The sequence below is a fragment of the Klebsiella sp. Q11 genome (assembly GCF_964241505.1).
Taxonomy (GTDB): Bacteria; Pseudomonadota; Gammaproteobacteria; order Enterobacterales; family Enterobacteriaceae; genus Klebsiella; species Klebsiella michiganensis.
The window spans coordinates 65,453-83,655 of record NZ_CAXSXW010000004.1 but is presented as its reverse complement, the minus strand read 5'-3'; the positions used below and the strand labels follow the sequence as shown (position 1 = coordinate 83,655).

Genomic DNA, 18,203 nt, shown 5'->3' with positions numbered 1-18,203 from the left:
CATGTTACAAAGCATGCGTAAACACGGCATCACGCTGGCCCTCTTTGCGGCGGGGTCTACCGGGCTGACGGCCGCGATTAACGAGCTGACCAAAAGCACCATTGAAGACCAGGCTGCCCAGCAGCAAAAAGCCTTATTTGACCAGGTTATGCCGGCTAATCTTTATAACAACGACTTGCTGAAAAGCTGTTATCAAGTTACCGCCCCGGCGCTGGGAAAAGGCCAGCACAAGGTTTGGATCGCTCAGGATGGCGAAAAACCGGTGGCTGCGGTGATGGAAGCCACCGCTCCGGACGGCTATTCCGGGGCCATTCAGCTGCTGGTGGCCGCCGATTTTAAAGGTACCGTGCTGGGTACCCGCGTCACCGAACATCATGAGACGCCGGGGCTGGGCGATAAAATCGAACTCAGAATTTCCGACTGGATCACCCTCTTTGCCGGTAAAGTGATTCATGGGCAAAACGACAGCCACTGGGCCGTGAAAAAAGACGGCGGCGAGTTCGACCAGTTTACCGGGGCCACCATTACCCCGCGCGCGGTGGTCAATGCCGTGAAGCGCGCCGGCCTGTACGCACAAACGCTGCCCGCGCAGATTTCCGCATTCACTCCCTGTGGAGACTAAATCATGAGCGAAGTAAAAGACGTTATTGTTCAGGGGTTGTGGAAAAACAACTCCGCGCTGGTTCAACTGCTGGGGATGTGTCCCCTACTCGCCGTGACCTCGACCGCCACCAACGCCCTTGGCCTTGGGCTGGCGACGACGCTGGTGCTCACCCTGACGAACCTGACCATTTCCAGCCTGCGCCGCTGGACGCCGGCGGAAATCCGTATTCCGATTTACGTCATGATCATCGCTTCGGTGGTGAGCGTCGTGCAGATGCTGATCAACGCCTACGCGTTCGGCCTCTATCAGTCTCTGGGGATCTTTATCCCGCTGATTGTCACCAACTGTATCGTGGTTGGGCGCGCTGAGGCCTTTGCCGCGAAAAAAGGCCCGGCGCTGTCGGCGCTGGATGGTTTTTCCATCGGCATGGGGGCCACCTGTGCGATGTTTGTGCTCGGCTCAATGCGGGAAATTCTCGGCAACGGTACCCTGTTTGACGGTGCCGATAGCCTGCTCGGCAGCTGGGCTAAAGTTCTGCGCATTGAAGTATTTCATACCGATACGCCGTTTCTGCTGGCGATGCTGCCGCCGGGGGCATTTATTGGCCTCGGCATGATGTTGGCGGTAAAATACCTTATCGATGAACGTAGCAAACAGCGCAAAGCTAAAGCGGTACAAGCCGATGTCGTTGCGCCGTCTGATGTGACGGGAAAAGCCTGGAATGAATAAGAGTAAACGCCTGGAGATCCTCACCAGGCTCAGGGATAACAACCCGCACCCCACCACGGAGCTGAATTTTCACTCGCCGTTTGAATTATTGATCGCCGTCCTGCTCTCGGCGCAGGCCACCGACGTCAGCGTCAACAAAGCGACGGCAAAACTCTACCCGGTCGCCAACACGCCGGCGGCCATGCTGGCGCTGGGCGTTGAGGGCGTGAAGTCGTATATCAAGACTATTGGCCTGTTTAACAGCAAAGCAGAAAACGTCATCAAGACCTGTCGTATCCTGCTTGAGCAGCACAATGGTGAAGTGCCGGAAGATCGGGCGGCCCTTGAGGCGCTTCCCGGCGTGGGACGCAAAACGGCAAACGTGGTGCTGAATACCGCCTTCGGCTGGCCGACAATCGCCGTCGATACGCATATCTTCCGCGTTTGCAATCGGACACAATTCGCGCCCGGTAAGAACGTTGAACAGGTCGAAGAAAAGCTGTTAAAGGTGGTTCCAGCGGAATTTAAAGTCGACTGCCATCACTGGTTAATCCTGCACGGCCGTTATACCTGTATTGCCCGCAAACCGCGCTGCGGCTCCTGCCTGATAGAAGACCTTTGCGAGTACAAAGAGAAGGTCGATCTCTGAACACGCATCGCGTCATTATCCATCAGGGTGATGACGCTGCTTTTCCCCCGCCTTCATCGACATTCACGCCATCATTTTCGCGCTGTTGCGGGTGATTATGCGGTTATATAATCATCGGCCAGCTTATTCATTTTTTTTAGAGGCAAAATTTCTATGCATTTGTGATCGAGATCACCTGGTCAATTTATTGTTGATTTAATGTTAACGCTTTTGCGTGCAAACCTGCTGATTCAAATACCCTTAAGTTAAATACCAACACAATAACCCATCAATTTTTAGGATTATGGGCTATATCACTGGATACAAGCGCATACAGCCGAACATATCGCCATTATGCGAAAAACTTCGGATCCCAACAGATAAAAACTCTCCCTTTGGCTAAACCTTGAAATTTAACTCTGAATAACATTTGAGTAGACGGTGTATTATGCCACATGGAATATGTGTAACAGATTATTGCAAAGCTATTGCCTGAAGGGGCAGGATAGTGAACATTACCTGCCGTTTTCCCTCCAGAATAACTATAAAGGCGGCGGTCTGAGAAGATTGCGCCCCGAACACCCCCCGTTAATATGGGATGTAAAAAAAGAGGTATTTGTGTCGACTGCAAACAATAAACCAACAGAAAGCGTAAGTTTAAACGCTTTCAAACAACCACGTTCGTTCTATCTCATCTTCTCTATTGAGCTGTGGGAACGTTTTGGTTTCTACGGCCTGCAAGGGATCATGGCCGTTTACCTGGTTAAACAGCTGGGTATGTCAGAAGCGGACTCTATTACTCTGTTCTCCTCCTTTAGCGCGCTGGTCTACGGTCTGGTGGCGATTGGCGGCTGGCTGGGCGACAAGGTGCTTGGCACTAAGCGCGTCATCATGCTCGGCGCAATCGTTCTGGCTATCGGCTACGGCCTGGTAGCGTGGTCCGGGCACGATGCGAGCATCGTGTATATGGGTATGGCGACGATTGCCGTCGGTAACGGCCTGTTTAAGGCTAACCCCTCTTCCCTGCTCTCAACCTGCTATGAAAAGAACGACCCGCGTCTGGACGGTGCATTTACCATGTACTATATGTCCGTCAACATCGGTTCCTTCTTCTCTATGCTGGCCACGCCGTGGCTGGCGGCGAAGTTTGGCTGGAGCGTCGCTTTCGCCCTGAGCTTTGTCGGTCTGGTGATCACCATCGTCAATTTCGCTTTCTGCCAGCGCTGGGTTAAACAGTACGGCTCGAAGCCTGACTTCGCCCCGCTGCAGGTAGGTAAGCTGCTGGCGACTATCGTTGGCGTGGTGGTTCTCATCGCGATTGCAACCTGGCTGCTGCACAACCAGGGTATTGCACGTATGGCGCTGGGCGTGGTTGCGCTGGGCATCATCGTTATTTTCGCTAAAGAAGCCTTCGCGATGCAGGGCGCGGCCCGTCGCAAAATGATCGTCGCTTTCATCCTGATGCTGCAGGCGATTATCTTCTTCGTTCTGTACAGCCAGATGCCAACCTCCCTCAACTTCTTTGCGATTCGCAACGTTGAACACTCTCTGCTGGGCATCGCTTTCGAGCCTGAGCAGTACCAGGCGCTGAACCCTTTCTGGATCATTATCGGTAGCCCGATTCTGGCCGCCATTTATAACAAGATGGGCGATACCCTGCCGATGCCGATGAAGTTTGCTATTGGTATGGTCCTGTGCTCCGGCGCCTTCCTTGTCCTGCCGCTGGGCGCTAAGTTCGCCAGCGATGCGGGCATCGTAAACGTCAGCTGGCTGGTGATCAGCTACGGCCTGCAGAGTATCGGTGAACTGATGATTTCCGGTCTGGGTCTGGCGATGGTGGCACAGCTGGTTCCGCAGCGCCTGATGGGCTTCATTATGGGTAGCTGGTTCCTGACTACCGCTGGCGCCAACCTGATCGGCGGCTACGTGGCGAACATGATGGCGGTGCCGGATAACGTGACTGACCCGCTGATGTCGCTGGAAGTTTACGGTCGCGTGTTCCTGCATATCGGTGTCGCCACCGGCATTATCGCCATCCTGATGCTCATGACGGCGCCGAAGCTGAACCGTATGACCCAGGACGACGATAAAACGGCAAAAGCCAGCGATACCGCTACGGCTTAAGCTCCCCGGGAAAACCCATAAATTTAAACCGCTAACGCGCTGTTAGCGGTTTTTTTTTACCCCTGGGCGGACTAACATACAGGAAACCGCAGCCACGAGGAGTTACCGATGAAACTGTTCTACAAATCCGGCGCTTGTTCTCTTGCTTCGCATATCGCGCTACGCGAAAGCGGGCTGGACTTCACCCTGCAGGGCGTTGACGTGATGAAAAAACGTCTCGAAAACGGGGATGATTATCTGCAGATCAACCCGAAGGGTCAGGTACCGGCGCTGCTGCTGGACGATGATGTGCTGCTGACGGAAGGCGTGGCCATTATGCAATATATCGCCGATCGCGTGCCGGACCGCCAGCTGCTGGCGCCGGTGGGAAGCATTGCCCGCTATCAGACGCTGGAGTGGCTAAACTACGTGGCGACGGAGCTGCATAAAGGTTTTACCCCGCTGTTTCGCCCGGATACGCCGGAGGATTACAAACCTGTCGCTCGCGCGCTGCTGGACAAAAAAATGCAGTACGTGAACGAATGCCTGGAAGATAAAGAGTGGATTAACGGGCACCGTTTCACTATCGCCGATGGCTACCTGTTTACCGTGCTGCGCTGGGCGTACGCCGTGAAGCTGGATATGGAAGGCTATAGCAATATTGCAGCCTGGATGAAGCGCGTTGCCGCGCGGCCTGCGGTAGCCGCCGCCCTCGAGGCTGAAGGGCTGAAGTGAAGCCGATGCTTGCCCGATGCAGGTCGGGCAAGTTGTTCTCACGCCTCTTAAAGCTGCGTGGCGCTGAAGTAGTGCTCCGGCTGCGCGATGCGATCCTGAGCCGCCACAACCTGTAGCTCATACTCCTGCATATTTTTTGTCGCCAGCATGATTTCATACACCGCGGCGGTCACGTGCTCCAGCGCATCGCGCAGTCCCGCGCCCTGCAGCAGCTTAACCAGCAGCAGCCCGCTGGTGACATCGCCGACGCCCACCGGCTGGCGCATGCCAAAATCCACCAGCGGACGGCTGATATGCCAGGCTTCCTGCGCGGTGACCAGCAGCATTTCAAAACGATCCATACTCAGCCCGGCCCGCGAAAGATGCTTCACCAGCACCACTTCCGGCCCCTGTGCAATCAGCTCGCGCGCGGCCAGCACCGCTTCGTTAACGTTCGCCACCGGATGCCCGCAGAGGATCTCCAGCTCAACCAGGTTTGGCGCAATAATATCGCTCGCCGGCAGCGCATAGCGTACATGAAACTCCGCGACGCCGGGCGCTACGATACAGCCCTTTTCAGGGTGCCCCATGACCGGATCGCAGAAATATTTCGCGGCCGGATTGGCGCTTTTCACCTGACGCACGATGCCAAGAATATGTTCGCCCTGTTCCGCCGATCCCAGGTATCCGCTTAATACCGCGTCACAGCGCTGCAGCTGGTTAATATCGGCAATCCCCTGAACAATTTCCGTCAGATGCGCTGGCGGCATCACGCAGCCGGTCCACTTTCCGTATTGGGTATGGTTGGAGAATTGTACGGTATTAAGCGGCCAGACGTTGGCGCCAAGGCGGCGCATCGGAAATTCAGCGGCGCTGTTGCCCGCATGGCCAAACACAACGTGGGACTGGATGGCGAGGATATTCTTCATCTTGATTACCTGAGAGCAAAAAATAAGGGGCGCGGTTTCCCACGCCCCTGCCTTTACGCAATTACTTCCAGCAGACCAGACAGTAATTTTTCTTACCGCGACGCAGTAAGGTGTAGCGACCAAAGAGACGGTCGGCATCAACAAATACGTATTCCGGGTCGGACTGTTTTTCGCCGTTGATGGTCACCGCATTGGATGCGATGGTTTTACGCGCCTGACCGCGGGACGGCTGCAGTTCAGAATCCACCAGCGCCTGCATCAGATCGGCGCCTTTATCCATTTCGATCATCGGCACGCCATCCTGCGCCAGCTGTTCGAAATCGGCTTCGCTCAAATCGCTCAGGTTACCGTTGAACAGGCTCTCGGTAATGCGTTTTGCCGCCACCAGACCTTCTTCACCGTGCACCAGGCGGGTCACCTGTTCGGCCAGCACATACTGGGCGCGCGGTGCTTTACCGCTGTTTTTGTCTTCTTCTTCCAGGGCATTGATTTCAGCCATGTCCATAAAAGTGAAGAACTTCAGGAAGCGATAAACGTCGGCATCCGCGGTGTTGATCCAGAACTGGTAGAACTTGTACGGACTGGTTTTCTTCGGATCCAGCCACACTGCGCCGCCTTCGGTTTTACCGAATTTCGTGCCGTCCGCCTTGGTGATCAGCGGAACGGTCAGGCCAAAGACCTGGTTCTGGTGCAGACGACGGGTCAGGTCGATACCGGAGGTAATGTTGCCCCACTGGTCAGAACCGCCGATTTGCAGCGCCACGCCGTGCAGCTTGTTCAGGCAGGCAAAGTCGTAACCCTGCAGCAGGTTGTAGGAGAACTCGGTAAAAGAGATGCCCTGGTCGTCGCGGTTCAGACGCTGCTTCACCGCTTCTTTGTTAATCATCTGGTTTACCGAGAAGTGCTTGCCGATATCACGCAGGAAAGTCAGCACGTTCATGCTGCCAAACCAGTCGTAGTTGTTGGCGGCAATGGCAGAATTTTCACCGCAATCAAAGTCGAGGAAAGGCGCGACCTGTTTACGAATTTTATCTACCCACTCCTGCACGGTATCTTCAGTGTTCAGTTTACGCTCCGCGGCTTTAAAGCTCGGGTCGCCAATCAGACCGGTCGCGCCGCCCACCAGGGCAACCGGTTTATGGCCGGCCATCTGGAAGCGTTTCAGGCATAACAATGGAACAAGATGCCCCAAATGCAAGCTGTCAGCGGTGGGATCGAAGCCGCAATAGAGCGCGATCGGGCCTTGCGCCAGTCGCTCTGCTAACGCTTCTTCGTCCGTCACCTGGGCTATCAGCCCCCGCTCCTGCAATTGTTTAATCAAGTTACTGCTTGCCATCAAATTCTCCATCTATAAAACGACTGCACCTCTGCCGGTACACGACTTTTCGCCAGACGCGAAAAAAATATCTACGCAAAATTATTCAAGCTGCGTCGCCGCGGCAAGCATGTGAAAGCCCAGGGAACTTACTCAGGTAAGCGACAGAGCCAGGCAGGCGCAGCTAACAAAGATGCAGCTTGAAAAATGAAGCGTATAGAATAAAGCGCCGGGCCACGATGCACCAGCGCTTAACACAACATTTTTGCGTCCTTTATGGCGCCAGTCGGTCGATTTGCCAGCCGCCGTTTTGCCGCTGGTAGAGAAAACGATCGTGCAGACGATGCTCGCCGCCCTGCCAGAACTCCATCTGTTCGATACTGACGCGGAATCCGCCCCAGAAGCTCGGCAGCGGCACTTCGCCCTGCTGGAATTTTTGCTTAAGCTCCAGGAACTTACTCTCAAGGATGCCGCGCGCCGAGATACGGCTTGACTGCTGCGACACCCATGCGCCAATCTGACTATCGCGCGGACGGCTATGGAAATATTTCACCACTTCCAGCGTTGAAAGACGTTCCGCTTTACCGATAACCATCACCTGACGCTCCAGCATATGCCATGGGAAAAGCAGGCTGATGCGGGGATTTTTTTCAATCTGATGGGCTTTGCGGCTGCCGAGGTTGGTATAGAACACCAGGCCTTTCTCATCGTAGTGCTTGAGCAACACGATGCGCTGGTAAGGCTGCGAGTTTTCATCGACGGTCGCGACAACCATCGCCGTTGGGTCAGCGAGCTTTGCGTCACAGGCCTGACGCAGCCAGCGCTCAAAGAGTGCCAGAGGTTCGGCGGGAAGATCGTGGCGGCGCAGGCCACCACGGGTATACTCACGGCGCAGGTGCGCGATTTGCTGCAATTCGTCGTTATCAGACATGGCAATTGAGAAAATAATCAAAGGGTAGCGTTATTGTGCGCCCCCATGGCTGAAATCTCAACGTTTGGCGGTTTGCAGCTGACAGTTTTCCAGCACGATACGGTCCCGTTTATAGACGGTGGCGCTATCGCCCTTCGACCAGAAAACGTAAACGCCATCGGTATAGCGCGCGCCAGAGGCGGAGAGCCCCTGCTGTAAATTGAGCTGCTGATTATCGTAAATAAAGCTGACCTGCTGGCGAGTATGATTGAGATGGACGGTCAACGGTTTCTGGTCACACTGATACTCGAGGGTGTCCGTATTCATCCGCTCGACAAACTGGTTGTAGTAGCTACAGCCCGCCAGCATAAAAGGTACAGCAAGAATAAGAATTTTTTTCATCAATTTGCCTTCGACTTTCCCGGTCCGGGAAGGCATAACGCCCTCCCTCAACGCTGTCCAGTTTACGAAGAAACCGGCGCGGGTGATTTCAGTTAACTCTGATTTTGCGGCGGATTGGCCGGAAAAATCGCGCCAAGCACGGAAGCTTGCGACGCGCCGGTCACGGAAGGGAGATTGCCGGGTAGTCCGGCAAGCGTCCGCCACGCCAGCCATGCGAAAGCCAGCGCCTCCATATCATCACCGCTGATCCCCGCCTCATCGGTCGTCGATACCTCGGTTCCCGGCAGCAGCGCCGCCAGACGGGCCATCAGAAGCGGATTGCGCGCCCCGCCGCCGCATACCAGCAGACGTTCACATCCCCCGCTGAGCAGCACCTGTTCACTGATGCTGACGGCGGTCAGCTCCGCAAGGGTCGCCTGAACGTCCTGGGCGCGAAGCCCCGGATAACGCGCCAGATGCTGCGACAGCCAGCCGTAGTTAAAGTATTCACGACCGGTGCTCTTTGGCGCCGGCAGCGCAAACCACGGATCGCTTAGCATATCCTGCAGCAACGGCAGCACAATTTTACCCTCGCTGGCCCACTGCGCATCTTTATCGAAGGGTTTACCACACTGACGCCAGACCCACGCATCCATCAGCATGTTGCCCGGGCCGGTATCGTAGCCGCGCACCGGCAGACCTGGCGCCAGCAAAGATAGGTTGGCGATCCCGCCAATATTGAGAACCATTCGACGCTCAACCGGGTGCGCCAGCAGCGCGTGATGGAACGCCGGGACCAGCGGCGCGCCCTGCCCGCCGAGCGCCATATCGCGACGGCGAAAATCCCCGACCACCGTCACGCCGGTATGCGCGGCAATCTGGTTATTGTCGCCAATCTGCAGAGTATGCGGCGCGTCGCCCGTAGGCTCATGCCAAACCGTTTGGCCATGGCAGCCGATAGCGATGATGTCCGCCGCCTTAAGCTTTTCCTGAGCCATCAATGCCAGAACCGCATCGGCAAATAGCCGTCCCAGGCGCGTATCGAGACGCCCCAGCTGCGAAAGAGTCAGCTGCTGCCCCTGGCAGATGGCCAGGATATCTTCTTTAATCGCGATGGGGATGGGATAGGTCAGGCTGGCCTGCTGGGCAACCAGATTTTCATTAATTGCTGCGAGAACAACATCAACACCATCAAGGCTGGTGCCGGACATAACGCCGATAAAGCGGCCTGATTTCATACGCTTTCCTTCATTCCATGACTCTCGTATATCCCCACACTCCATCATAAACGAGGGGGCAAAGCTACGCTGCTATAATACTTTTTAACAATACAAGCAGCGCTGCCGGTTCTTAGGGTAAAGAACTTGTGTTTAGTTTAGGTTGAGACGACTCTGATTATTATTTTTTGTATAGTCGTTGCATCTGCTATGCCAGCAGACGCTTAAATGCCATATAATTGGCTACAAGGAAGTTCAACAGAACGCTTCTTGGTGAACAGGAGATTCATAAATGATTTTACGTGTTTTGGCTGTCTCGATGATTGGTTTTACGCTTGCAGGCTGCGTCAGCAGCAGCGGCCTGTCCGGCGATGTTTACTCCGCATCCGAAGCCAAACAGGTCCAGAGCGTGACCTACGGCACCATTGTGCATACCCGCGCGGTGCAGATTCAGGGCGGAGATGACAGCAACGCCATCGGCGCCATCGGCGGCGCGGTGCTCGGCGGCTTCCTCGGTAACACCATTGGCGGCGGCACGGGTCGCTCCCTGGCAACGGCGGCAGGCGCTGTCGCCGGCGGCGTAGCCGGACAGGGCGTACAGGGCGCGATGAACAAAACCCAGGGCGTTGAGCTGGAAATCCGCAAAGATGACGGTAACACCATCATGGTAGTGCAAAAGCAAGGCAGCACGCCGTTCTCCGTCGGCCAGCGCGTAGCCATTGCCGGCAGCGGCAGCCAGGTGACGGTCTCCCCGCGCTAAATCTTCTCTCTGCGGCCCGGACGGGCCGCTTATTGATATAAAATACGTATTATTTTCCCAGCGTAAATAAATAATTAATATATATTTATATTTTTCTATTATACACACACTAATTTGCGCCCGCGCAATATTCTGCCCGCCACCATCACGTATTCTCCAGTCAGTATTATTTAAAAGCATTCACGACTATCTTGTCGTTTTACCTTCGCATTTTTCAGGGATGTTGACTATGCGCGTTAATATAAAAAGCTTACCCTATCGGATATTTATTTACGCTATCGCGTGCAGTCTTTCTATTGCTGTGGTTAATTTTATTACCACCTCATTAATTCATCGTATCTCTACAACATCATCCATGCTTTTCCCCGTACTGACTATTTCACTGATGGGCTTTCATATTATGATTGCCTGCTTTATGGGCATGAAATATCTGTGTGATAAAAATCAGCTGTACCTGGCCCCGATAGCCTTCGCGTTTACCTGCTCGGCCCTGCTGATGCTGGGAACGATAGGCAGCTATCCCGACTGGCTGGTCTGTGCTCAGGGGCGCGAGATCAATCAAAATGACGCGCTGATTTTTTATTTTTTCCGCAACGTGATGATGGCTGTTTTATTTATAACCTCAATTATTTTATATCGCATCCGACATATTACCGGCCACTCAAGAAAAATTCACGGTGCGGTGCTCAGTAGTTGTTTTATTTTTATCACCGCAACGCTCATATTATCGTGGGTTCATTCAAGCAACTCGCCGTTGCTAAGCATTGAATTCATTGACAATCTAACCTACACCTTTACGCCACTATGGCATAATCGAATTGGCTGGCTATTAATTATCATATGGTCATTAACGCTGATTTTACTGATCGGCCTGACTCGGCTGCGTAATATATTCTGGTACAGCGGCGCTTTTTTTTGTACAGCCTATATCTTTACGCTGCTGGTGCTGCTCTCCACGGTTAGCGGTAACGCTCACTCGTGGAATCAGGCGCGACTTTTTGAAACGCTGAGCACCCTGTTTCTGATTTTAATTCTGCTTGGTGACGTTTTTATACTCTATCGTGAATCAAACGAAAGATACGTCCGCTCTTACCAGAACTCGATTCGCGATCCCCTGACCCGGCTGTATAACCGCAGCTATTTCTATGACACCCTGACCCAGCGGTTGTCGAAGGCTTCCGCTTCACAGCCGCTGTCGGTCATCGTCTGCGACCTCGATCGCTTTAAGCGCATCAACGACACCTACGGTCACGTGCAGGGAGATAAGGTGATTCAGTTTGCTGCCAGCGTGTTGCAGAACAACGTGCGCCAGGAGGACATTGCCGCGCGTATCGGCGGGGAAGAGTTTGCCGTGCTGCTGGTGAATATCGGCGCCAACGAAGCGCTGGCAATCGCCGAACGTATCCGCCTGTCGGTCAGCGAGAAGCAGGAGGGATTACCGGAGAGAATGACCATCAGTATGGGCGTGTTCACCACGCAGGATGCGCACGTTTCGGCAGAAGAGTGCGTTAAGCGCGCGGATACCGCGATGTATGAAGCGAAAAACAGCGGGCGTAACCGCGTAGTGGTCTGGCGTGAATAAATAAAAAAGAGGCCTTGAGAGTCCTCAAGGCCTCGCTAAGGTCAATCTTTTGCCTGGAGATCGAGAATATTGTGTTCAAGTTTACGAATCAAATTAAGCAGCGTTTCCACCTCTTCCTTAGATACGCCGGCCAGAATCTCATCACGCGTTTTGCCGATAACCTCTTCCATTTCGTTGATCAGAGGCTCGGCTTTTTCGGTAAGCTTGATACGTTTTGCCCGCCGATCGTTAGCACAGGTCTGGCGAGAAATAAGCCCTTTCTCCTCCAGCTGGTCGAGTGTGCGAACCAGCGACGGCTGCTCAATACCAATGGCTTTCGCCAGCTGAATCTGCGACTGTTCAGGCGGCAGCTGGTGAATGTTATGCAGCGTGACCCAGTGCGTCTGCGTTAACTCCAGAGGTTTCAGGCGATGGTCGATTAGCGCGCGCCAGACGCGCACCAAACGTGCCAGATCAGAACCAAGTGGCGATTCCAATTTCATCTCCTTATAATTAGCTTGCTAAGTTATTATACTGATTTTAGAATAGTGTGCAGCATTTAAATTACCAAAACAAATGAATTACCCGATTCACTAAAATCAGAACAATGATTTACAATGTGAATAATCGCATAACCTGAACATTCTTCCTGCAACGGCAAAGGATTTTTGCTTGTGAAACTGAGTCTTAACACTGCCGGATTGTCGCTCCAGGACCTGGTGTTCGGCGCTTCTGTCTATTTCCCTCCCGTGTTTAAAGCCGTTTTGCTGGGCTTTTTTATCTGGTTGATTATCCACCGCCAGCTGCGGGACTGGATGTATGCAGGCGAGATTTGGCATCCCCTGCTAATGGACCTCTCCTTCTTTGCGCTCTCCGTCTGTCTGGCGCTGGTTTTACTGACTATCTGGTAATGTTCATTACATGAAGAAACTAAAATACTTATCCACGCTGCTGGTCGCCGCGCTGGCTATTATTGCCGCCTGGCTGGTCTGGAATTACTACACGCAATCCCCGTGGACCCGCGACGGCAAGGTCCGCGCCGAGCAGGTTGGCGTCACACCCCAGGTTTCCGGCAGCATCCTGCAGCTCAACGTGCGCGACAACCAGCTGGTTAAAGCGGGAGACGTGCTGTTCAGAATCGATGACACGCCTTATAAAATCGCCCTGCTCAACGCCCGGGCGCAGCTTGCTAAAGCCAAAGCGGAAGTCGCCCGCGCGCAGGCAGAACAGAAAAAAGCCGCCAGCGATGCCAGCCGTCGGCGTCATCTATCACAGAACTTTATCTCGGCAGAAGATTTAGAAAACGCCAATACCGCGCTGAATACCGCCACGACCAACCTCGAAGCCGCTAAGGCCGTGGTTGGCGTGGCTCAGGCCACCCTCGATCACGCCCAATGGCAGCTCACGCAGACGGAAATAAAAGCGCCGGTCGACGGTTGGGTCACCAATCTCTCAACCCGGGTTGGCGACTACGCCGCCGTTGGCCACCCGGTTTTCGCCCTCGTGGATAGCCGCTCCTTCTACGTGGTGGGTTATTTTGAAGAAACGAAACTGCGCAATATCCGTCCCGGCGACAGCGCGCAGATCATTCTTTATAGCAGCAAGCAGAAGTTACAGGGTCACGTAAGCAGCATCGGACGCGCCATCGTCGACCAGAGCGTGGAGAGCGGCGGCGATCTGGTGGCGAACATTAAACCGAATATTCCGTGGGTCCGACTTGCCCAGCGCGTACCGGTGCGTATTGAGTTTGATCATTTGCCGCCGGATACCATCCTGGTCTCCGGTACCACCTGCACCGTAGCCATCGGCGCGCAATAATGAAGCTGCAGGCTCTGACGTGGCGCTCGCTCCCGTGGATTAAGGCCAGCCGTCCGCAGTGGCGCTATGCCTTGCGTAACGGGATTGCCATGTGCCTGGCGCTGAGCGTCGCCTACTGGCTGAATCTTGACGAACCCTACTGGGCGATGACCTCCGCCGCGGTGGTCAGCTTTCCCACCGTCGGCGGGGTGATCAGCAAAAGCTTCGGGCGTATTGCCGGCAGCCTGCTCGGCGCCTGCGCGGCGCTGCTGCTGGCCGGGCATACCCTCAACGATCCGTGGCTGTTTCTGTTCAGCATTTCGGCGTGGATAGCCCTCTGCACGTGGGCCTGCGCGATGTTTACCAATAACGTCGCCTACGCTTTCCAGCTTGCGGGCTACACCTGCGCGATTATCGCCTTCCCGGTTATCAATATCACCGACGCGAACGAACTGTGGACCATCGCCCAGTCGCGCGTCTGCGAAGTCATCGTCGGTATTTTGTGCGGCGGGCTGATGATGATGATCTTACCGAGCACCTCCGATGGCGCTACGCTGCTGACGGCGCTGAAAAACATGCATGCGCGCCTGCTGGAACACGCCAGCCTGCTGTGGGTGCCGGAAACGACCGATGCCATTCGCACCGCGCACGAGAGCGTGATCGGGCAAATCCTGACCATGAATCTGCTGCGCATTCAGGCTTTCTGGAGCCACTATCGCTTTCGTCGGCAAAACCCGCTGCTGAACTACCTGCTGCATCAACAGCTGCGAATGACCAGCGTGATTTCGAGCCTGCGGCGAATGCTGCTCAACTGGCCCACCGCGCCCGCCCGCACCCGCGAGATACTGGAGTCGTTGCTCAACGAGTTATCTCATGCCAACGCCGACGCCCTGAGCGTTGCCCGCATCATCGCTCCGCTGGCGCCCCCCGCGGACGCTGACTACCGGCATATCGCCTTCTGGAAGCGTCTGCGCTACTTCTGTCGTCTTTATCTGGAGAGCAGCCGCTGGCTCAGGCGCATCGAAAACGCCAGCGCGATAACCGAATTTAACGTACCTTCCGCGCCAGCGCTGGCTCGCCATACCGATCAGGCCGAAGCCTTATGGAACGGCGTACGCACCTTTTGCGCGCTGGTGATGGTCGGCGCCTGGGGAATTAGCACCCAATGGCAGGCCTGCGCCGCAGCCCTGACCCTGGCGGCGATCTGCTGCGTGCTCTATTCGGTCTCTCCTTCGCCGTTTAAGTCACTAACGCTGCTGATGCGTACCCTGATCCTGCTTTCACTCTTTAGCTTTGTGGTGAAGTTTGGCCTGATGGTGCAGATAACCGATTTATGGCAGTTCTTGCTGTTTCTGTTTCCCCTGCTGACCACCATGCAGCTGCTGAAACTCCAGATGCCTAAGCTCGCCGGACTGTGGGGGCAGCTGATTGTATTTATGGGGTCGTTTATTTCGGTGACCAACCCGCCGGTCTACGACTACGCATCGTTTCTTAACGATAATCTGGGCAAAATCATCGGCGTCGGCCTTGCCTGGCTGGCGTTCGCCATCATCAGCCCGGGTTCAGACGCGCGTAAAAGCCGCCGTCATATCCGTGCGTTACGGCGTCACTTTGTCGACCAGCTAAGCCGCCGCCCGCAGCATAGCGAGCATGAATTTGAATCGCTGGTTTATCACCACATCAGCCAGCTCAGCAATAGCCAGGATGCGCTGGCGCGCCGCTGGCTGCTGCGCTGGGGCGTGGTTTTGCTCAACTGTTCCCACGTGGTGTGGCAGCTTCGCGAGTGGGAAACCCGTTCCGACCCGCTATCGCAGGTGCGCGATTTATGCATCAGCCTGCTGCGGGATGTGATGAGCGAGCGCGGGGTACAGCAGCGGCCACTCGCCTCGACGCTGCAGGAGCTGCAGCGCATCTGCGACGCGCTTAATCACCACCACCAGCCGGCAGCCAAAGAGCTGGCGGCGGTTATCTGGCGACTGTGGTGCGCGCTGTCGCAGCTGGAACAGGCGCCCATTGCCGGCACCTTAACGGAAAGAACTACTTAATCACGCCGCAGGCGAACCGCTCGCCGCCGCCGCCAAGGGGCTGCGGGCTATCGGACATATTGTCGCCCCCCACGTGAATCATCAGCGCCTTCCCTTTAACCTCATCCAGCGTTTTTAAGCGCGGCGCGACCACCGGCTGGGTTGCTTTACCGTCGTTATTGACCACCAGGAACGGCAGATCGCCGAGGTGACCGGCGCCGTCGGGACCTTCATGCTTACCGGTTTTTTGCGGATCGTAGTGCCCGCCTGCTGCGCCAGCGGCGACGGCTTTACCCTCTTTAATCGCGGGCTGGCAGCTGCCGTTGGCGTGGATATGGAAGCCGTGCTCGCCGGGAGGCAGCGCCTTCAGGTCTGGCGTAAATTCCAGGCCTTTCGCGGTTTCGCTGATTTTAACGCTACCGATAGCCTGACCGACGCTCTGGCTGGTGACAAGATTGATATCGACGCTTTCACTGGCCGCCTGCGCGCCTGCGCACGCGGCCAGGGTAAGTATGGCGAGAATACATCGTTGCATAACACCTCCTTAATGGCTCTGTCGCTACTAAGTGTAGGCCATTGCGGAGGTGATGGGGTTTACGGAACGTCGTAACCTAACGCCGCTTTGCGGATACGGAACCACTGCTGGCGGGACATCTTCAGCTTTTCGGCCACCACCGCGGAACGCACGCGCTCTATTTTCCCTGAGCCAATAATCGGCAACGGCTGCGACGGCAGGCGCAGGATCCAGGCATACACCACCTGCTCAATGCTCTCCGCATTCAGCTCCTGAGCAACGCGCGCCAGCTCATCGCGCAGCGGCTGGAAGCTGTCGTCGTTAAACAAACGACCGCCGCCGAGGCAGGACCAGGCCATCGGGCGAATACGCAGCTGCTGAAGCTGATCCAGCGTACCGTCAAGCAGCAGCGGCTGATGAACCGGAGAAATTTCCACCTGGTTGGTCGCCAGGGTAAACGGCAGGCGCGACTGCAGCAGGGTAAACTGGGCGGGGGTAAAGTTCGATACGCCGAAGTGACGAACCTTGCCGCTATGGTGAAGGGCCAGGAAGGCTTCCGCCACTTCATCCGCATCCATCAGCGGGTCCGGACGATGAATCAGCAGCAGGTCAATATGGTCGGTGGCAAGGTTACGCAGCGACTGCTCCGCGCTGAGAACAATATGGTCGCGGTCGGTAATATAGTGGCCGATGGTGTTTTCCGCCCGCGCTTTCGTGGCAATCCCGCACTTGGTGACAATTTCCATCCTGCTGCGCAGATGCGGCGCCAGCTTTAGCGCTTCGCCAAACGCCGCCTCGCAGCGATAGTCACCGTAAATATCGGCATGATCGATGGTGGTAATGCCCAGATCCAGGTGTTGCTCAACAAAGCCCACCAGCGCCTGAGCGGACATATTCCAGTCCATCAGACGCCAGTAGCCCATCACAAAACGAGAGAATTCCGGCCCCTGCGGAGCCATAGCAATACGCTGAACCATAACAGCTTCCTCAATAAAAAAGTGCCCTGAGTATACGCAATTTTAGGCTTAAAACAGTGAGGGTTGCTGCGGTTCTTCCGCACTATCCTGCTTAGCTGCGCGTAATTTGCGCAGTAGCCGCTGACGGCACAGACGCAAAACATCCTGCTTTTGCGCATCGCTCATTTTCTGCCAGTTGAAACGCTCGTCGCGGCTACGCATACACCCCCGACAGTAGCCGCGTTCATCAGACTGACAAATCCCCCGGCACGGACTCTGTACCGGGAAGAATTCCAGTTGTTCAGCCACTTCGCCTCTCCTGCCGCTCATCTCTTTCTTTATTGAAGACGTTTCATCCGCTGTACGCAAATTTTGTTCATCAGCCTCTGCGCCAGGCGGCATTTTTAATTATGACTTGCATTAGACCAATCGGTCTATTACAGTGAGCGCCATGAACAAGCACAGTGAATGTAACACCCGCGAACATATCCTGGCCACCGGCGAGCAGCTCTGCATGCATCGGGGGTTTACCGGTATGGGTCTGAGCGAACTGCTGAAAACAGCGGAGGTGCCGAAAGGCTCTTTCTATCACTACTTTCGCTCTAAAGAAGCCTTTGGCGTTGCGCTGCTCGACCATCACTACGCCGGATATCTTCAGCGCCTGGTCGATCATTTTGACCACGGCGAGGGGAACTATCGCGATCGCCTCCTGGCCTACTATCAGCATACGCTGACGCAGTTTTGCCAGCAGGGCATCATCAGCGGCTGTCTGACGGTGAAGCTGTCGGCAGAAGTCTGCGATCTGTCGGAAGATATGCGCACCGCGATGGATAAAGGCGCCAGCCAGATCATCGTTCTCCTCGGCGATGCGCTGGAGAAAGGCCGTCAGGAGGGCAGCCTTGCGTTTGACGGCGACGCCTTAACGCTTTCGCAGGTGCTTTACTCCCTGTGGCTGGGGGCGAATCTGCAGGCTAAAATTACGCGTAGCGCAACGCCGCTGGAAAGCGCCCTTGCCCACGCCAAACGTATTATTGCTGCGCCTGCCGTTTAACAGGCGTTTTTATTTACCCCGTTTCAAGACG

20 protein-coding genes are annotated in these 18,203 nt (G+C 55.2%); 11 read left to right on the top strand and 9 right to left on the bottom strand.

What is annotated here, in order from left to right; all coding sequences use genetic code 11:
- Position 1: 1 nt before the first annotated feature.
- The 5 genes from rsxG to gstA all read left to right on the top strand — a co-directional run bounded on the left by rsxG (position 2) and on the right by gstA (position 4,778).
- The gene (gene rsxG, locus ACESQ2_RS07550; protein WP_046878476.1) at positions 2 to 622 is read left to right on the top strand and encodes an electron transport complex subunit RsxG; all 621 of its coding nucleotides are present in this window, start codon (positions 2 to 4) and stop codon (positions 620 to 622) included.
- Positions 623 to 625: 3 nt separating this feature from the next.
- Positions 626 to 1,333 carry an electron transport complex subunit E gene (locus tag ACESQ2_RS07545; RefSeq protein ID WP_004851436.1) on the top strand — a complete coding sequence of 236 codons (708 nt, stop codon included), beginning with the start codon at positions 626 to 628 and terminating at the stop codon, positions 1,331 to 1,333.
- Positions 1,326 to 1,961, top strand: a complete 636-nt coding sequence (gene nth / locus ACESQ2_RS07540; RefSeq protein ID WP_004851438.1) for an endonuclease III — start codon at positions 1,326 to 1,328, stop codon at positions 1,959 to 1,961. The genes ACESQ2_RS07545 and nth overlap by 8 nt, the downstream gene beginning before the upstream one ends.
- Before the next feature lie 597 nt (positions 1,962 to 2,558).
- Positions 2,559 to 4,064, top strand: coding sequence for a dipeptide/tripeptide permease DtpA (gene dtpA / locus ACESQ2_RS07535; protein WP_014229591.1), 1,506 nt, complete (start codon positions 2,559 to 2,561; stop codon positions 4,062 to 4,064).
- Between the two features lie 108 nt (positions 4,065 to 4,172).
- Complete coding sequence (gstA, locus tag ACESQ2_RS07530) at positions 4,173 to 4,778, top strand: glutathione transferase GstA (RefSeq protein ID WP_004851441.1); 606 nt, start codon at positions 4,173 to 4,175, stop codon at positions 4,776 to 4,778.
- 47 nt (positions 4,779 to 4,825) lie between these two features.
- On the opposite strand, the gene pdxY is transcribed toward gstA, so the two are convergent.
- From pdxY to anmK, 5 genes are all read right to left on the bottom strand, one after another.
- A complete protein-coding gene (gene pdxY / locus ACESQ2_RS07525; protein ID WP_009654806.1) occupies positions 4,826 to 5,686 on the bottom strand; it encodes a pyridoxal kinase PdxY in 861 nt (286 codons plus the stop codon).
- A gap of 61 nt (positions 5,687 to 5,747) precedes the next feature.
- Positions 5,748 to 7,022 (bottom strand): tyrosine--tRNA ligase, encoded by a 1,275-nt coding sequence (gene tyrS / locus ACESQ2_RS07520; RefSeq protein WP_004851444.1) that lies wholly within the window; start codon positions 7,020 to 7,022, stop codon positions 5,748 to 5,750.
- 253 nt (positions 7,023 to 7,275) lie between these two features.
- On the bottom strand, positions 7,276 to 7,932 hold the full coding sequence (gene pdxH, locus ACESQ2_RS07515) for a pyridoxamine 5'-phosphate oxidase (RefSeq protein WP_004851446.1): 657 nt from the start codon (positions 7,930 to 7,932) through the stop codon (positions 7,276 to 7,278).
- 57 nt (positions 7,933 to 7,989) lie between these two features.
- Positions 7,990 to 8,313: a C-type lysozyme inhibitor gene (gene mliC, locus ACESQ2_RS07510; RefSeq protein ID WP_014229593.1), complete on the bottom strand. Its 324-nt coding sequence runs from the start codon at positions 8,311 to 8,313 to the stop codon at positions 7,990 to 7,992.
- Between the two features lie 92 nt (positions 8,314 to 8,405).
- Positions 8,406 to 9,530, bottom strand: a complete 1,125-nt coding sequence (gene anmK, locus ACESQ2_RS07505; RefSeq protein ID WP_196546652.1) for an anhydro-N-acetylmuramic acid kinase — start codon at positions 9,528 to 9,530, stop codon at positions 8,406 to 8,408.
- Between the two features lie 271 nt (positions 9,531 to 9,801).
- Here anmK and slyB point away from each other — a divergent pair, with 271 nt between their 5' ends.
- Positions 9,802 to 10,269 (top strand): outer membrane lipoprotein SlyB, encoded by a 468-nt coding sequence (gene slyB / locus ACESQ2_RS07500; protein WP_004851450.1) that lies wholly within the window; start codon positions 9,802 to 9,804, stop codon positions 10,267 to 10,269.
- 229 nt (positions 10,270 to 10,498) lie between these two features.
- Positions 10,499 to 11,851, top strand: a complete 1,353-nt coding sequence (locus ACESQ2_RS07495) for a GGDEF domain-containing protein (protein WP_046878477.1) — start codon at positions 10,499 to 10,501, stop codon at positions 11,849 to 11,851.
- Positions 11,852 to 11,892: 41 nt separating this feature from the next.
- On the opposite strand, the gene slyA is transcribed toward ACESQ2_RS07495, so the two are convergent.
- Complete coding sequence (gene slyA, locus ACESQ2_RS07490; protein WP_016810099.1) at positions 11,893 to 12,333, bottom strand: transcriptional regulator SlyA; 441 nt, start codon at positions 12,331 to 12,333, stop codon at positions 11,893 to 11,895.
- Positions 12,334 to 12,504: 171 nt separating this feature from the next.
- Between slyA and ACESQ2_RS07485 the strand changes: the two genes are divergently transcribed.
- From ACESQ2_RS07485 to ACESQ2_RS07475, 3 genes are read left to right on the top strand one after another with little or no spacing between them, the layout of a single operon-like run.
- Complete coding sequence (locus ACESQ2_RS07485) at positions 12,505 to 12,741, top strand: DUF1656 domain-containing protein (protein ID WP_004851455.1); 237 nt, start codon at positions 12,505 to 12,507, stop codon at positions 12,739 to 12,741.
- A gap of 10 nt (positions 12,742 to 12,751) precedes the next feature.
- Positions 12,752 to 13,648, top strand: a complete 897-nt coding sequence (locus ACESQ2_RS07480; protein ID WP_014229597.1) for an HlyD family secretion protein — start codon at positions 12,752 to 12,754, stop codon at positions 13,646 to 13,648.
- Positions 13,648 to 15,672 carry an FUSC family protein gene (locus ACESQ2_RS07475; protein WP_025105834.1) on the top strand — a complete coding sequence of 675 codons (2,025 nt, stop codon included), beginning with the start codon at positions 13,648 to 13,650 and terminating at the stop codon, positions 15,670 to 15,672. The genes ACESQ2_RS07480 and ACESQ2_RS07475 overlap by 1 nt, the downstream gene beginning before the upstream one ends.
- On the opposite strand, the gene sodC is transcribed toward ACESQ2_RS07475, so the two are convergent.
- From sodC to ACESQ2_RS07460, 3 genes are read right to left on the bottom strand one after another with little or no spacing between them, the layout of a single operon-like run.
- Positions 15,665 to 16,186, bottom strand: a complete 522-nt coding sequence (gene sodC / locus ACESQ2_RS07470) for a superoxide dismutase [Cu-Zn] SodC (RefSeq protein WP_004119475.1) — start codon at positions 16,184 to 16,186, stop codon at positions 15,665 to 15,667. The two genes, ACESQ2_RS07475 and sodC, sit on opposite strands and share 8 nt — an antisense overlap.
- Before the next feature lie 59 nt (positions 16,187 to 16,245).
- The gene (locus ACESQ2_RS07465) at positions 16,246 to 17,142 is read right to left on the bottom strand and encodes an aldo/keto reductase family oxidoreductase (protein ID WP_009654772.1); all 897 of its coding nucleotides are present in this window, start codon (positions 17,140 to 17,142) and stop codon (positions 16,246 to 16,248) included.
- A 48-nt stretch (positions 17,143 to 17,190) separates the two neighbouring features.
- Positions 17,191 to 17,451, bottom strand: a complete 261-nt coding sequence (locus ACESQ2_RS07460; protein WP_162140793.1) for a DUF1289 domain-containing protein — start codon at positions 17,449 to 17,451, stop codon at positions 17,191 to 17,193.
- A gap of 121 nt (positions 17,452 to 17,572) precedes the next feature.
- On the opposite strand from ACESQ2_RS07460, the gene ACESQ2_RS07455 reads away from it, so the two are divergent.
- Positions 17,573 to 18,172, top strand: a complete 600-nt coding sequence (locus ACESQ2_RS07455; RefSeq protein WP_014229601.1) for a TetR/AcrR family transcriptional regulator — start codon at positions 17,573 to 17,575, stop codon at positions 18,170 to 18,172.
- The last annotated feature ends 31 nt before the right edge of the window (positions 18,173 to 18,203 follow it).

Excerpts from the sequence above, each read along its gene's own strand:
- slyA (WP_016810099.1), bottom strand. The coding sequence starts at position 12,333 with ATGAAATTGGAATCGCCACTTGGTTCTGATCTGGCACGTTTGGTGCGC.
- rsxG (WP_046878476.1), top strand. The coding sequence starts at position 2 with ATGTTACAAAGCATGCGTAAACACGGCATCACGCTGGCCCTCTTTGCG.
- gstA (WP_004851441.1), top strand. The coding sequence starts at position 4,173 with ATGAAACTGTTCTACAAATCCGGCGCTTGTTCTCTTGCTTCGCATATC.
- nth (WP_004851438.1), top strand. The coding sequence starts at position 1,326 with ATGAATAAGAGTAAACGCCTGGAGATCCTCACCAGGCTCAGGGATAAC.
- tyrS (WP_004851444.1), bottom strand. The coding sequence starts at position 7,022 with ATGGCAAGCAGTAACTTGATTAAACAATTGCAGGAGCGGGGGCTGATA.
- pdxY (WP_009654806.1), bottom strand. The coding sequence starts at position 5,686 with ATGAAGAATATCCTCGCCATCCAGTCCCACGTTGTGTTTGGCCATGCG.
- ACESQ2_RS07480 (WP_014229597.1), top strand. The coding sequence starts at position 12,752 with ATGAAGAAACTAAAATACTTATCCACGCTGCTGGTCGCCGCGCTGGCT.
- mliC (WP_014229593.1), bottom strand. The coding sequence starts at position 8,313 with ATGAAAAAAATTCTTATTCTTGCTGTACCTTTTATGCTGGCGGGCTGT.
- ACESQ2_RS07460 (WP_162140793.1), bottom strand. The coding sequence starts at position 17,451 with ATGAGCGGCAGGAGAGGCGAAGTGGCTGAACAACTGGAATTCTTCCCG.
- ACESQ2_RS07495 (WP_046878477.1), top strand. The coding sequence starts at position 10,499 with ATGCGCGTTAATATAAAAAGCTTACCCTATCGGATATTTATTTACGCT.
- ACESQ2_RS07455 (WP_014229601.1), top strand. The coding sequence starts at position 17,573 with ATGAACAAGCACAGTGAATGTAACACCCGCGAACATATCCTGGCCACC.
- ACESQ2_RS07545 (WP_004851436.1), top strand. The coding sequence starts at position 626 with ATGAGCGAAGTAAAAGACGTTATTGTTCAGGGGTTGTGGAAAAACAAC.
- ACESQ2_RS07475 (WP_025105834.1), top strand. The coding sequence starts at position 13,648 with ATGAAGCTGCAGGCTCTGACGTGGCGCTCGCTCCCGTGGATTAAGGCC.
- anmK (WP_196546652.1), bottom strand. The coding sequence starts at position 9,530 with ATGAAATCAGGCCGCTTTATCGGCGTTATGTCCGGCACCAGCCTTGAT.
- pdxH (WP_004851446.1), bottom strand. The coding sequence starts at position 7,932 with ATGTCTGATAACGACGAATTGCAGCAAATCGCGCACCTGCGCCGTGAG.
- ACESQ2_RS07465 (WP_009654772.1), bottom strand. The coding sequence starts at position 17,142 with ATGGTTCAGCGTATTGCTATGGCTCCGCAGGGGCCGGAATTCTCTCGT.
- slyB (WP_004851450.1), top strand. The coding sequence starts at position 9,802 with ATGATTTTACGTGTTTTGGCTGTCTCGATGATTGGTTTTACGCTTGCA.
- sodC (WP_004119475.1), bottom strand. The coding sequence starts at position 16,186 with ATGCAACGATGTATTCTCGCCATACTTACCCTGGCCGCGTGCGCAGGC.